This window comes from Peribacillus simplex, from assembly GCF_900156045.1.
In the GTDB taxonomy this organism is placed as follows: Bacteria; Bacillota; Bacilli; order Bacillales; family DSM-1321; genus Peribacillus; species Peribacillus simplex_D.
The window spans coordinates 557,226-570,891 of record NZ_FTMX01000005.1 but is presented as its reverse complement, the minus strand read 5'-3'; the positions used below and the strand labels follow the sequence as shown (position 1 = coordinate 570,891).

Below are 13,666 nucleotides of genomic sequence, written 5' to 3'. Positions count from 1 at the left end.
TTTATTTTTGCTAAGTAGGATGGTTTATTGAATGCAAAATCATACATTTTATCGACAAAATAAGATTCATCATCGTAAATGACACTATCAGCAATATAATATTCACTTATATTTTCATCCAACACATTTGGATTCCTCACTTTAGCAACTTCAATAATTTTCTTCTTCATTAACCTCTAACATATTCTGTACTAATGGAATATCCATTTCACCGTATTTGTTCAATTTCCTTATACAGAATCTCTTTATTTTTAATTGTATACGGCGTGAATTTAGTAAAAGTCATTTTTTTCCAGAAGAGTTTCCCAATCTGTCTCGGGCAAATAAGCAAGCAACAATTTTGGACGGGAACCGATATATAAATCAGAACGCTTCCCAACCCTTGTATGCAGCCGTACCGCTTGGCTGCTTTCTACTTTTTCGATGTATACAGCTTCATCTCCATCGAGTATAACCAGATGTACAGCTTCATTAATGTCAGTACAAAGTTCTCTCATCCAGGGCAAAGCAATGGTACGTAAATCTAATTGTTCTGAGACTATGTTACCTAATTCAAGCAGCTTTAGACCCAAACGGTAGCGAACATCTTGTTCGGTATTCTTTGTCTTTACCAAAAAACCACATACCTCCAGAGAGGTGAGGAATCGATAGGCTGATGGCTTTGGCATATCAGATTTTGTTGCTATTTCACCCCTTCTTAGAGATTAATTAAAACGCTTTCAATTTAACACTATGAAATAATTCCTTTTCTAAATAATTCTCCAATAGCATGTGAACGATTATTTGCGCCGAGCTTTTTAACCGCTGTCTTTACATATTGATTAATCGTTAATTCGCTAATTTTCATATGATCAGACATTTCTTTTGTGCTTTCTCCATATGATATCCTTCTCATTACTTCTAATTCTCTCCGACTTAGGAATTGCATTCCCTCATCATTATTCCAATTAGCGGTCACTTTTCCAACTAATTTCCCATAAAGGGTAAAAGATGATAGCAGTTGATCATCGATCATTGTACCTTCTACAAAATCTGAGCTGCATATATAACCGAAGACAAACGAACCAAAGCAAATCGGAACAACTAACAGGGAATTGAAGTTGGAGGTAATGGTATATTTGCTGCCCATTTGTTTAAGATATTCATGCCCTTTGCAAAATTTTGCTTTCTTTTCACTAATAGCTGAAAAAATAATGGGAATAGAACGAATATCATCACGAATTTCACCAATATGTACACCCCCGGTTGAATCGAGGAAAATTACTCCTTCAGCAAGATGGCCTAGAGGAGAGTATCTTAGCAAATAAGAATTTTGGACAGGGAAGAGTTCCATGTAAATCTCTAATATTTTAAAAAGCTGCTCCTCGTGACTTGAAATGGAGCCAAGCCCTTGAATAGATTCTTGAATGGTAGAGTAAGAAACCATAAAACATCCCCTTTTTAAGGGATATTATACTCTAAAAATACGGAATATTCAATTATCTAAAAAAGGTATAGTCTTGGTGTAAGGAGGTGAATTTTTCAAATAAGATGTTATTTTCATTTTGATTGAAAATTGGGGAGGTAGGTAAATGATGTCAACAAATCAAGTGAATTACTTGGATGCAGTCGTTCTAGGAGCTGGTTTTTCTGGTTTATATATGCTCCATAGTTTACGAGAGGCGGGCTTCACTACACGTGTCTATGAAGCAGGGGACGGGGTAGGTGGTGTATGGTATTGGAATCGTTATCCTGGAGCACGTTGTGACATCGAAAGTATTTATTATAACTATTCTTTCTCTAAAGAACTTTACCAAGAGTGGACTTGGACTTCTAGATTTCCAGAACAGCCGGAAATCTTACGTTATCTTAATTTTGTAGCAGATAAATTTGATTTGCGTCGGGACATTCAGTTTAATACACGCATTTCTGCAGTACATTACGATGAGACAAGTAACAGATGGAAGGTTCAAATGAATGATGGTACAAGTGTGACTGCAAAGTATTTCATTTCAGGCGCAGGATGTCTTTCTGCTGCAAATCTACCTAAATTTAATGGCTTAGAAAGTTTTAAGGGAGAGTGGTATCATACTGGCAAATGGCCTCAAGAAAAGGTGGATTTTAAAGGAAAGCGGGTTGGGGTAATTGGCACGGGTTCAAGTGGTGTACAGGCAATCCCTGTTATTGCAAAAGAAGCGGATCACCTAACTGTTTTTCAGAGAACCCCACAATATACAATGCCAGCCAGAAACCACCCTTATGCTTCAGAGTTTATTAATCAAACGAAAGCAAACTTCAATGAGATTAAAAGACAGATGCGCGAATCCCCAACGGGTAATGGAATCCAAATTCGTACCATCTCAGCTCTATCGGATCCACCGGAAAAACGTCATCAGGTATATGAAAAGGCTTGGGAAGAAGGGGGTTATGCTTTAACATCCGCTTATTATGATCTTTTTATTAATGAGGAGGCGAATCATACCGCTGCAGATTTTATCCGGTCGAAAATAAAAGAAATCGTCCGTAACCCTGAAATCGCTGAAAAGCTGCTTCCAAACTATTATTTTGGCACGAAACGTCCAATCTTGGACACCGATTATTATGAAACCTTTAATAGGGAAAACGTCACGTTAGTTGACGTCAAGAAGGCGCCAATTGTAGAGATTACCCCAAAAGGGCTTCGAACAAAGGAAATGGAGTATGAACTCGACATCCTTATTTTTGCTACCGGTTATGACGGGCTGACAGGACCATTATTTAAAATTGATATACGTGGCAAAGATGGAGTGTCACTTAAGGAAAAATGGAAAGAAGGTTCTATGGTAAGAACTTATCTCGGTCTTGCAACTGCGGGTTTCCCTAACTTCTTTATGATTACGGGGCCTGAGAGTCCGTCCGTACTAGTAAATATGCCAACAGCGATTGAGCAGCATGTTGAATGGATTACCGATTGTTTAGATTACCTGCGTGAACATAATGTGGAAATTTTCGAAACAACGGTAGAGGCAGAAGAAGCTTGGAGCAAGCATTGCCGAGAGGTTGCGGAAATGACTCTTTATGTGAAAACTGATTCTTGGTACACCGGTGCAAATATTGCAGGTAAACCACGGAGTTTCCTCATTTATCTTGGGGGATTTGACACATATAAGCACAAATGTAATGAAGTTGCCGCTTCGGGGTACAATGGATTTACTTTGTCTATTAAAGATGTTTTATCGGAGAAAGGGAGTATATAAATGTCTTTAAAAAATGGTGTGGCGTTAATTACTGGAGCTGGAAGTGGAATAGGCAGGTCTGTCAGTTTGAAATTGGCAGAAAAGGGAATGTGCGTTGTTGTTGTTGATTTAGATGAAAAAGGAGGAGAAGAAACACTTGGACTCATAAAAGATAGTGGAAGTGAAGGGATTTTTATTCAAGCAGATGTATCGAAATACTCTGATGTGGAAAAATATGTTTCAACTGTAAAAAATATGTATGGAAGAATAGATGTGTTTTTTAATAATGCTGGCATTCTTAGTAAACCCACCCTATTAGCCGATTATAGCGAGGAAATGTTTGATCGAGTGATAGCAGTGAATTTAAAAGGTGCTTTTCTAGGACTTAAACATGTATTAAAGGTCATGGAGGGGCAACAATCTGGGGTGATCATTAATACAGCTTCGACAGCAGGCGTCCAAAGCACAGCTTATTTAGGCGGATACTCCGCGTCCAAGCATGGTGTAGTAGGTCTAACGAAAACGGCCGCAGTAGAATATGGATCAAAAGGGATAAGGATAAATGCTATTTGTCCAGGCGGTGTCGAAACAAATATGACGAAACATATGGATATGAATAACCCTGAGCAGAATGGTCCACTTAGAAGACCTGCTTCACCTGAGGAAATAGCTAATGTTGTTTGCTTTTTGGCATCAGAAGAAGCTGGTTATATGAATGGTTCTATTGTTACAATCGATGGTGGATTAACAGCATAATTTTTTTGAGAAGTAAGTAGTTTATTGAATTGTAAGCGTATACATGCATTTATCTGAATAAGCTCAAATAGAAGAAATAATGATTTAGGGGGGCTGGATATATATGAAAAATAGAATTGATCCTGAATTAAGAGAGGCACTTGAATTATTTCCACCGCTTGATTTGGACAATCTTAAGGCAACAAGACAGGGTATGGCGGTTATCTCGCAATCTATTGAAATCGCCGTTGATGAGTCTGTTTCCATTTCTAACAGAATGGTGCCGGGTCCACGGGATCATCCTGCCGTTAGGATACGAATATATGAACCGAAGAAAAAAAATGGTGTTTTACCTGGTCTATTATGGATTCATGGGGGCGGTTATGTTCTTGGTATTCCTGAAGGGGATGATGTTTTGTGCCAACGCTTTGTGACAGAAGCGAATTGTGTTGTAGTTTCCGTAGATTATCGTCTTGCTCCAGAACATCCTTACCCAGCAGGATTAGAAGATTGTTATGCTGTACTGAAATGGTTTTCTGAACATGCATCTGAATTAGGGGTTGATGCTTCTAGGATTGGAGCAGCGGGGGCAAGTGCTGGGGGCGGATTAACTGCAGGACTTACTTTACTTGCAAGAGATCGAAAAGGTCCCGAAATATGTTTCCAAATGCCATTATATCCAATGATAGATGATCGTAATAATTCACCATCAAGTATAGAAATAACAGGTAATATGGTGTGGAATCATGATTTGAATCAAAAAGGTTGGACTATGTACTTAAATGGTGAAAATGGTACAGATCATGTATCCGAGTATGCAGCCCCAGCGCGAGCAACTGATTTATCAGGTCTGCCTTACACCTATACATGTGTAGGACAATTAGATCCATTTCGTGATGAAACACTGGATTACGTAACCCGCCTTTGTCGGGCTGGTGTTGATGTTGAATTCCATCTTTATCCGGGTTGTTATCACGGATTTGAAGGTGTTGTGCCAACCGCTGCAGTAAGTCAAAGGGCACTGACCGAATATATTGGTGCGGTTAAATATGTACTTAATCGTCATTCTCTTGTAAAAAAAGGTTAATTGTTCTCTATGAAGCTTCAAGTTGGGTATTTTTGCATATCCCCCCGAAAAGGTTTTTTAAGAAATCCCTCCTGAATCTTATATATCTCAGGAGGGATTTTCAATTACTTGAATGGGACAAGGTCTACCGAATCGAATATGTTCTGACAATATACTCTTGTGGTATTTTCCGTAAAACTAAGGATTGGTAATAGTAAAGTCTTTTTATTTAATTTTAAATAATGAAAGGGTGTTTATATATGGGCCGTTTAAGCGGAAAAGTGGCGATCATTACTGGAGCTGCTATGGGAATGGGTGCTTCCGAAGGAAAACTATTTGCAAAAGAAGGAGCAAAAGTGATTGCTACAGATGTCCGAATAGAACCCTTGAATCAAGTCGTAAAGGAAATTAAAGAAAATGGAGGCGAGGCTGTCGCGATTAAACATAATGTTACATCTGAAGAGGAATGGAAATCTGTCATTGAGGAAGCAGTAAAATTATATGGAAAAGTCGATGTCCTTGTTAATAATGCAGGCGTTTCATCACCAAAAACAATTGCAAACATGGAAATGGATGAATGGAATAAAATTTTGGATATTGACTTAAATGGCTGCGTAATCGGAATGAAATATGTTATCCCTAAAATGAAAAAGGCAGGCGGCGGTTCAATCATCAATATTTCTTCAATCGGCGGCCTTGTCGGTATGGCTGGTACAAGCCCATATACAGCAGCAAAAGGCGCACTTCGTGTCTTATCAAAATCAGCCGCTGTTGAATATGGAAAAGATAAAATTCGCGTCAATTCTTTACACCCAGGAATCGTTGTCACACCGATGACAGAACCAACGATGAAAGAGGCGCTCCCTTACTATAAAACATATACACAACTTCCATACTTCGGTGAACCAGAAGATATTGCCTATGGTGCACTTTTCCTAGCCTCTGATGAATCTCGCTTTATGACAGGATCTGAATTAGTTATTGACGGCGGCTGGACGGCTCTTTAATCTCTAATGAGTGGTTACGTACCATTTCAGGAAAATCACATGTTAAGACACATAGTTTATTTATTTTCACAAATGGAAATATTGTAGTTTTGAAAAATTGCACCATTTTTCAATTATCAAGACCTAAATCATAAAAAGTCATAAAACTTAGATTTTTTAAACGACTTTATATTTTTAAGTGTAGTGAAGTATCTTACATCAAAAATTAAACAACTATATTTTTAACCCCGTCCTAAATTTAGAACGGGGTTATGCTTGGATTGTTCAACTGTACAATGATTCACAATGTACATTTTAATAAATAGTAAGAGATAGCTATCCTAGTAAAAGCTCTTCCAAAGAAATTATCCTTTTCTTCTTCACTAATTTAAGAAGGTTTTTCATAGAAGGTAACTATACAATTCTCTCTAACTTTTTCTGCATGATACGAGGTGGATAAGGCATTTCATTCTTTAACCACAACTCCACTACCCCTACGTAAGCATTTTTGCGGCAAATTGAACAATTACCATTTCCTAGCCTATTCTGATCTTCCCAAAATATGCTGATGTTCAAACTTTCACAAATTGTTCACAACAATAATGAAAACGCTTACGATTTTCATTATATAATATACGTATCTTAACTGATTCCATAGTATTGCACCAATTATCAAACAATTTTTTATAAATTATTGAATAGCCAGAAAGGAGATAATCAGATGATCTTGAAATCGTTGAAAAAAAAGGGCATTACGACCATCATTTATTATAAAGAAGGAGTATTAAAAACATGTAAGGGTCAATTGCATAAACTTAACCTTCATGAACAAACCCTTTCCTTAAAGGATGAAAATCAAAAGATTTTCTCTATTCGTTTATCTCGTATTATGGAAATATATTAACTTAATTACTTTCATTTAACTAATTAAAGTTCCAATATATTTATTAATCCCGAACCTCTAGTCCATTACTAGAGGTTCTTTTTTCATATATGGAAAGCTAAAGGGTCATTTAGCTTTCCTGAAGTTAGTAATTTTTCAGTTTTGAAAAAATAGGGCTCCTCATTTCCGGATGGATAAATGTAGATGGCAGTATCCTTACTTGAAAAGACAATCTCTTATATTTTTCCATGCTTCTTCACTATGGTTTACGAAATAATATCTTGGCGAGATGTTTAATTCCAATCACTAATCTAGTTCGTGCAACTTCTGTAATAATGGATGTCAGACTATTAATTCTAAGAGTACGTACGTTGAATATAAGTAAAAAAAGTATAATTGCTTCCACAGATGAAATGAGAATTTCACTAATAATTCACTATCAAAGAATCGTTAAAATAAACGAGACGGCAGAAGAAGCTAAATTGTTTTATTAAACTTTAAAGTGGTAAATAGATAGTATGAAGCTAGCAGGGAGGTATTAAAATGAGAGTACTTGTAATAGGAACAGAGGATATGACCGGAGAGCACGTTGTAAAACAGCTGGCAGACAGGCACCATAATCCGGTAGCACTGGTGGGAGCTGAAAATAAAGTAGAGGAAATGGTTAAACTTGGAGCACGAGATGTGGTTTCTTTGGAAAAAAGGGATTTTTCCAGTGCTTTTTCGGGCTGTGAAGCAGTAATCTACTTGAGTAGCGCCAGCCCTCGGACTGGGGAGGGCAAACCAATACTGGTTGACCATCAGTCAGTAATAGACTCAGTTAAGGCTGCTAAAAAACATGGGGTGAAGCGCTTTGTTCTCATGAGCGCCATGCGATCAAATGAAATGGGAGATGCTAGTGCAATCCGTTTCAACTCAGAGGAGCTATTAAGACAGGAAAAGTTCACATATACGGTTATACGGACAAGCATGCCTGTGGATAAGCCGGGAATAGGTAAGGTAGAAGCTGGACTATCAATTGAACATGAAAAAGAAGAGATCCCAAAAGAGGATATTGCTTCCGTATTGGTCGAAGCGCTGGATACTAAAGCAGTATTTAATAAAACGATTAATGTAACTTCTGGAGAAATTCTGATTCATGAAGCACTCCAAAGATTATAAACAGCTCGGATAACTCGAAACAAAAATATAAGAAACAAAGGGTGATAAAATGTCCAAGTTGAAAAAATACCTTCCTACAGTTTTAAAAGGATCTGCCGTTTTAGGGACTGCTGCTGCCGCAGCGTACTTTTACCGTAAGGATGATACACAAAAACAACACTCAATCCTGAGGAATTTCCCCCTAATCGGTAGAATTAGATATATGACAGAGCAAATAGGACCTGAACTTAGACAGTATTTATTTGAAAATAATAATGAAGGCACCCCTTTCTCAAGAAAGGAATTCGAGGATGTTGTAAAAGCTGGTAAATATAAGGAGCGTCTAATCGGATTTGGATCGGAACGTGACTTCAATGAAGCTGGATACTATATTCGCAATAGCATGTTTCCCAAACTCCGGGAAGAATTGAGAATAGATAATAGCCAAAAAATCAATACAAAGGTATATGAAGTAGTTGAAGAAGGACTATTGACCCGAAAGGAGAATCGGGAAGATAGACAAATAGAACCGTACTATTTACGAGACGAGGATGCTGTCATAATCGGAGGGGATACATGCCAGAATCCCTTTAAATTAAAGGGGCTCATAGGACAGTCTGCTATGAGCTACGGTGCACTCGGTGAGAATGCCATCACTGCGCTGTCGAAAGGATTAGGACTTGCAGGAGGAACATGGATGAATACCGGTGAAGGCGGTCTTTCCAAATACCATCTCTCCGGAAATCCCGACATCATAATGCAGATAGGTCCGGGACTGTTTGGAGTAAGGACACCAGGTGGGGAGTTCTCCTGGGAAGAATTCAAGAAGAAAAGTGAAATCGAGCAGGTAAAGGCATTTGAAATTAAGCTGGCACAAGGTGCCAAAATCAGAGGTGGGCATATTGAAGGACAAAAGGTGACAGAAGAAATTGCCCAAATCCGCCTGGTAGAGCCTGGTCAAACGATCAACAGCCCTAACCGTTTCTATGAATTCAAGAATTTTAATGAATTGTTCGAATTTGTGGAAAGAATGAGGGAGGTAGGCGGAAAGCCCATCGGTATCAAAATTGTTGTGGGGGATCTTGATGCACTTGAGGAAATGACGAAAACCATGAGGGATACAAGTAAAGGGCCGGATTTTATCACCGTGGATGGCGGAGAAGGCGGAACTGGGGCAACCTATCAGGAGCTTGCTGATGCGGTCGGACTCCCAATTATGTCAGCTTTGCCACTTGTAGATGAGATGTTAAAAAAATATGATGTACGTAATAGGGTCAAGCTGATTGCATCCGGCAAGCTGACTTCTCCAGATAAAGTGGCGGTCGCTTTAGCGATGGGGGCAGATTTGGTCAATATAGCCCGCGGTTTTATGATTAGCGTTGGCTGCATCATGGCTGAAATCTGCCATACAAACCACTGCCCCGCCGGCGTAGCCACGACTGATTCAAAGTTGCAGGAAGGGCTGGTTATTGAGGAAAAACAATACCGAGTCGCCAATTACGTGATTTCCCTCCGCGAGGGGCTGTTTAACCTTGCAGCTGCTGCAGGTATAGATACTCCGACCAAATTTGAACGAAAACACATCGTTCACAAGGATGAATGGGGAAGAGTTTCGCCTGTCCGGGACATCACCCCCACTCCTGAAAAAGTGGAGAAGTTAAGAAGTAAGGAAAAAGTGGAGAAATAGAGAGTTGTTTTTTTAAAAAAGGTTGAAGAAAAACGAAATTGCTTGGCGGGCTGTTTATTTTTATTAAATAGAAGAATCCCGTCAAAAAGGTAAGCCTTTGCTCAATGCAGCAAAGGCTATTTAAGTGCGTTCGTCATTGGTGCAATCTATATCTCTCGAATCATGAAGGCAGTAGTAGTGGTTAGCTTAACGGATGGGTGTCTGAGTATTCAAATAAAATAGATTGTGAAAGGTAAAATATCGAAGTTTCAAGGAAGGATTGTTTACAAATGGAAAATGAGCTCGTCTAGTTTCATCTTCTGAGAACCGTGAGATAGTAAAAGTAACAGAAAGACCAGAAGTCATTTCATTTGCAGGGGGACCTCCAGCTCCAGAGCTTTTTCCTGTAGAAGCGCTTAAAGTTGCGTGCAATATTGTATTGAATGAAGAGGGAGCGGCTTCTCTTCAATTATGATATTTGTTTCAATTTCCTTAGATATAATGTTTTATTAAAAGTACTTCCAAGACCCATTACTGAACTAATGGGTCTTACTTCAAAAAGGGAGGTTGCTGAGGCAGCCTTTTTTCTTATGGAACAAAACGGGTCAGGTTAGCATTCCTTCAGTTCGTCATTCTTCAGCTTTTTAAAAAATAGGGCTCCTCAGTAAGATATGAGTAAGACACCACTCTAACTCAAAACCCTAGAAGGAACCCTAATATGAAGTTTAAAAGGCAAGATAAACAAATCAACTAATCGAGAGCATTTCCGATAAACACATAATTGTTGGGGGGGATTACCCAACATGTGGCTAGAGCAGTGAATTTCAGTGGGGGTGTAGTCGTAGACCCACTTGCATTTGAAAATAAAGAAGATGGATTTGCTGGTTTATAAAAATGGATGGAGGCAGCCATTGTGGGAATGGAGCCTACAGGCATCACACACTAAGATTATTGTATTTCTAACTCTTTGACAGTTTCGCCTTCAATTAACACTGGTTGATAATAGGTTTCGTTTGGTAAATCCTTCTTGCCTTGTAATTTCTTAATGACCCAATCAGCTGCATCATGTCCCATTTGTTCTTGTGGGTGTGTCAATGTCGTTAGTTTGATATTAGCATTTTTCGCAATATAAGAATTGTCTTGACCAATAATTGATAATTGTTCGGGAATAGAAATATCAAGTTGTCTGCATACATTTGCTACTTCCAACCCTACCTCGTCGTTATAGCAAACAATGGCAGTCAACACGTCTCTATTTTCATTTAGAAACCCTTTCAAGTTCGTGTATAGGTCTAGCTTCGTTTCTGTAGTATACGAAAGCAATTGCTCTGGTTGAAAGCGTAATTTGGCTTCTCCAAGTGCTTTTATATATCCCTTCATTCGATACTTTCCTTGTAAATCATCCATTTTCGAAATGAGACCAATTTGGGAGTGTCCTTTCGAAATCAATTCTTTTGTTGCGAGGTAGCTTGACTGCACATCATCTAGGCAAAAGAAAGGAACCTCTAATTCTTCATAATAAGCGTTAATCATGGTGAATGGAACCTCTTGTTCCTTAAACAATAGGTAGTAAGCGATGTTGGGATTGTATAGATTGCTTTTTGTAGGTTCAATAATTAAACCATCCACGCCAAATGACAACATCATTTCCAAGGCTTTTTTTTCTTGTTCGACATCATTATTCGTACTGGCTAATAGTAACGAATAATTATCTTCATTTAATCTTCTTTCAATTCCGCGGATAATAGAAGGGAAAATGTAATCAGAAATGTAGGTCGTGATTACACCGATCGTTTTATTTTTGGAATTGCCACCAGATTTTGATTGATATTGGTTACTAACATATGTGCCAGATCCTTTTTCACTTCTTAAGAATCCCTCGTTTGATAATTCTAAAATGGACTTTCGTACAGTGTGCCGGCTAACGTTGTACATTTCTTGCATGGCGGTTTCAGTGGGAATTTGTTCCCCTACACTATATTCACCTGAAAGGATTTTATTTTTTAAATCATCAATGATTACCTGATACTTTGGTTTCATTAAACCTCACTTCTTTCATAGTTGTTTACATTCTAATTTAGTTGTATAAAATATTTGTGCGGACATATTTTAACATAATTTTGAATCAATTAAAACAAATCACCTATGTTTTTTGCATAAATTAAATTCGCCCTATTTACCATTTAGGTTTTATGTCATTAAAATTATTTATTACTAATTTTAAGGTGAGGATGGAGGATTTTTCTCGAAAGTTGTAAGTATAAATAATATTTGTTGTTGACAAATGTACGTACAAAAAAATATAATATGGTTGTAAATAAATTTAAGCGCCTCCTTTCGTTGAAAGCGCTGTCAGAAGGGGGATTAACGTGCAAACGAATATATTAAAAATTAAACAAGCGATAAACGAGGGAGAAACTTCACTTGGAATCGAATTTGGATCCACGCGTATTAAAGCGGTGTTGATTGATAATCGTTATGAAACAATCGCATCTGGAAGTTATGAGTGGGAAAACCTCTTGGAAGATGGAATTTGGACGTACAACTTAGTGGATATAATCACTGGTCTGCAAACAGCTTATAGTGAATTGAAGCAAGAAGTTGAACGAAATTATGGAATTACAATTCGAAAAATAGGTTCTATTGGATTTTCTGCAATGATGCATGGGTATATGGCTTTTGACAGTACAGGGGAGCTACTTGTTCCGTTTCGAACTTGGCGTAACTCAACAACTGGTGTTGCAGCAAAAGAATTAACTAATCAATTTCAATTTAATATCCCTGAACGATGGAGTATTGCTCACCTTTATCAAGCAATATTAAATGAAGAAAAACATTTGCCTCGCATTGATTGTATTACCACTTTGGCTGGATACATTCACTGGTTATTGACTGGTAATAAAGCAATTGGCATTGGAGATGCTTCAGGCATGTTCCCAATTGATGAATCAACGCAAGATTACAATGAATCGATGGTCAAGCAGTTTGACGATTTAATTGCGAAGAAAGGTTATCCTTGGGTGCTAAAAGAGATTCTTCCTAAAGTATACATTTCAGGCGAGCAAGCGGGTGAATTAACCGAAATTGGAGCGAAAATCCTGGATAGATCAAGAAATTTACAACCTGGCACCCCAATTTGCCCACCAGAAGGCGATGCGGGAACTGGAATGGTTGCAACGAATAGTGTGAGGAAACGTACCGGAAATGTCTCAGTAGGAACTTCCGTTTTTGCCATGATTGTACTAGAGAAAGAACTTTCAAAAGTATATCCAGAAATTGATTTGGTAACTACACCAAACGGAAGTCCAGTTGGGATGGTTCACGCGAATAACTGTTCAAGTGATCTCAATGCTTGGCTGGGATTGTTCCGTGAGTTTTCTGAGGCAATGGGACAAAATATTGATACAAATAAATTATTTGAAGTAATGTTGAATAAGGCCTTGGAAGCGGATCCAGATGGTGGCGGTTTGCTTAGCTATGGTTATTTCTCAGGCGAAAATATCACAGGTTTAGAAAAAGGGCGACCATTATTTGTTCGCTCGCCTGAGAGTCATTTCAATTTAGCAAACTTCATGCGGACTCACCTTTTTACTGCTTTCGGTGCTTTAAAAATCGGAATGGGTATTTTGACAAAGGAAGAAAATGTTGCAATTGATCGTATTTTGGCTCACGGTGGTTTATTTAAAACCCCTCTTGTTGGACAAAAAATTGTTGCCGCTGCAATGAATACTCCAGTATCAGTTATGTCAACAGCAGGAGAAGGCGGCGCGTGGGGAATGGCGATTCTTGCATCTTACATGATGAATAAAGATCAAAATGAAAGTTTAGAAGACTTCCTCGACAAAAAAGTATTCGAAGAGGTTGATGGGCAAGAAATTTATCCTGATCAAGTAGATGTTAAAGGATTTGAAGCATTTATTGAAAGATACAGGAAGGGTTTAGTGATTGAGCAGGCCGCTGTAGACAACTTGATGTTATGAGTGGAAAGCTGGAGGG

At 38.3% G+C, this 13,666-nt stretch carries 11 protein-coding genes and 2 pseudogenes; 9 read left to right on the top strand and 4 right to left on the bottom strand.

The window, feature by feature from the left end:
* Positions 1 to 272: 272 nt before the first annotated feature.
* Together BW986_RS19660 and BW986_RS19655 are read right to left on the bottom strand one after the other, a co-directional pair.
* Entirely contained in the window at positions 273 to 614 is a 342-nt protein-coding gene (locus BW986_RS19660; RefSeq protein ID WP_260320909.1) for an IclR family transcriptional regulator, read from the bottom strand.
* A gap of 116 nt (positions 615 to 730) precedes the next feature.
* The gene (locus tag BW986_RS19655; RefSeq protein WP_076369868.1) at positions 731 to 1,426 is read right to left on the bottom strand and encodes a response regulator transcription factor; all 696 of its coding nucleotides are present in this window, start codon (positions 1,424 to 1,426) and stop codon (positions 731 to 733) included.
* A 145-nt stretch (positions 1,427 to 1,571) separates the two neighbouring features.
* Between BW986_RS19655 and BW986_RS19650 the strand changes: the two genes are divergently transcribed.
* From BW986_RS19650 to BW986_RS19635, 4 genes are all read left to right on the top strand, one after another.
* The gene (locus BW986_RS19650) at positions 1,572 to 3,215 is read left to right on the top strand and encodes a flavin-containing monooxygenase (RefSeq protein ID WP_076369866.1); all 1,644 of its coding nucleotides are present in this window, start codon (positions 1,572 to 1,574) and stop codon (positions 3,213 to 3,215) included.
* Positions 3,216 to 3,950, top strand: a complete 735-nt coding sequence (locus BW986_RS19645) for an SDR family NAD(P)-dependent oxidoreductase (RefSeq protein ID WP_076369864.1) — start codon at positions 3,216 to 3,218, stop codon at positions 3,948 to 3,950. It begins immediately after the preceding gene.
* Between the two features lie 103 nt (positions 3,951 to 4,053).
* Positions 4,054 to 5,016 (top strand): alpha/beta hydrolase, encoded by a 963-nt coding sequence (locus BW986_RS19640; RefSeq protein WP_076369862.1) that lies wholly within the window; start codon positions 4,054 to 4,056, stop codon positions 5,014 to 5,016.
* A gap of 239 nt (positions 5,017 to 5,255) precedes the next feature.
* The gene (locus tag BW986_RS19635; RefSeq protein WP_076369860.1) at positions 5,256 to 6,002 is read left to right on the top strand and encodes an SDR family NAD(P)-dependent oxidoreductase; all 747 of its coding nucleotides are present in this window, start codon (positions 5,256 to 5,258) and stop codon (positions 6,000 to 6,002) included.
* Positions 6,003 to 6,395: 393 nt separating this feature from the next.
* On the opposite strand, the pseudogene BW986_RS31115 reads toward BW986_RS19635, so the two are convergent.
* Positions 6,396 to 6,517: pseudogene (locus BW986_RS31115) on the bottom strand (TetR-like C-terminal domain-containing protein); the annotation flags it as partial.
* Between the two features lie 185 nt (positions 6,518 to 6,702).
* On the opposite strand from BW986_RS31115, the gene BW986_RS19625 reads away from it, so the two are divergent.
* The 4 genes and pseudogenes from BW986_RS19625 to BW986_RS31280 form a co-directional block, all read left to right on the top strand.
* Positions 6,703 to 6,885, top strand: coding sequence for a YolD-like family protein (locus tag BW986_RS19625; protein ID WP_076369858.1), 183 nt, complete (start codon positions 6,703 to 6,705; stop codon positions 6,883 to 6,885).
* 522 nt (positions 6,886 to 7,407) lie between these two features.
* Positions 7,408 to 8,025 carry an NAD(P)H-binding protein gene (locus BW986_RS19620; RefSeq protein ID WP_076369856.1) on the top strand — a complete coding sequence of 206 codons (618 nt, stop codon included), beginning with the start codon at positions 7,408 to 7,410 and terminating at the stop codon, positions 8,023 to 8,025.
* A gap of 49 nt (positions 8,026 to 8,074) precedes the next feature.
* Positions 8,075 to 9,691, top strand: coding sequence for an FMN-binding glutamate synthase family protein (locus BW986_RS19615; RefSeq protein WP_076369854.1), 1,617 nt, complete (start codon positions 8,075 to 8,077; stop codon positions 9,689 to 9,691).
* Positions 9,692 to 10,388: 697 nt separating this feature from the next.
* Positions 10,389 to 10,559: pseudogene (locus BW986_RS31280) on the top strand (IS110 family RNA-guided transposase); the annotation flags it as partial.
* 59 nt (positions 10,560 to 10,618) lie between these two features.
* Here BW986_RS31280 and BW986_RS19610 read toward each other — a convergent pair.
* A complete protein-coding gene (locus BW986_RS19610; protein ID WP_076369852.1) occupies positions 10,619 to 11,710 on the bottom strand; it encodes a GntR family transcriptional regulator in 1,092 nt (363 codons plus the stop codon).
* A gap of 329 nt (positions 11,711 to 12,039) precedes the next feature.
* Between BW986_RS19610 and BW986_RS19605 the strand changes: the two genes are divergently transcribed.
* Positions 12,040 to 13,650, top strand: a complete 1,611-nt coding sequence (locus BW986_RS19605; protein WP_076369850.1) for a xylulokinase — start codon at positions 12,040 to 12,042, stop codon at positions 13,648 to 13,650.
* The last annotated feature ends 16 nt before the right edge of the window (positions 13,651 to 13,666 follow it).

Bases quoted from the DNA above. Each gene is read 5' to 3' on its own strand.
- BW986_RS19625 (WP_076369858.1), top strand. From the start codon at position 6,703: ATGATCTTGAAATCGTTGAAAAAAAAGGGCATTACGACCATCATTTAT.
- BW986_RS19645 (WP_076369864.1), top strand. From the start codon at position 3,216: ATGTCTTTAAAAAATGGTGTGGCGTTAATTACTGGAGCTGGAAGTGGA.
- BW986_RS19610 (WP_076369852.1), bottom strand. From the start codon at position 11,710: ATGAAACCAAAGTATCAGGTAATCATTGATGATTTAAAAAATAAAATC.
- BW986_RS19640 (WP_076369862.1), top strand. From the start codon at position 4,054: ATGAAAAATAGAATTGATCCTGAATTAAGAGAGGCACTTGAATTATTT.
- BW986_RS19615 (WP_076369854.1), top strand. From the start codon at position 8,075: ATGTCCAAGTTGAAAAAATACCTTCCTACAGTTTTAAAAGGATCTGCC.
- BW986_RS19650 (WP_076369866.1), top strand. From the start codon at position 1,572: ATGATGTCAACAAATCAAGTGAATTACTTGGATGCAGTCGTTCTAGGA.
- BW986_RS19620 (WP_076369856.1), top strand. From the start codon at position 7,408: ATGAGAGTACTTGTAATAGGAACAGAGGATATGACCGGAGAGCACGTT.
- BW986_RS19655 (WP_076369868.1), bottom strand. From the start codon at position 1,426: ATGGTTTCTTACTCTACCATTCAAGAATCTATTCAAGGGCTTGGCTCC.
- BW986_RS19635 (WP_076369860.1), top strand. From the start codon at position 5,256: ATGGGCCGTTTAAGCGGAAAAGTGGCGATCATTACTGGAGCTGCTATG.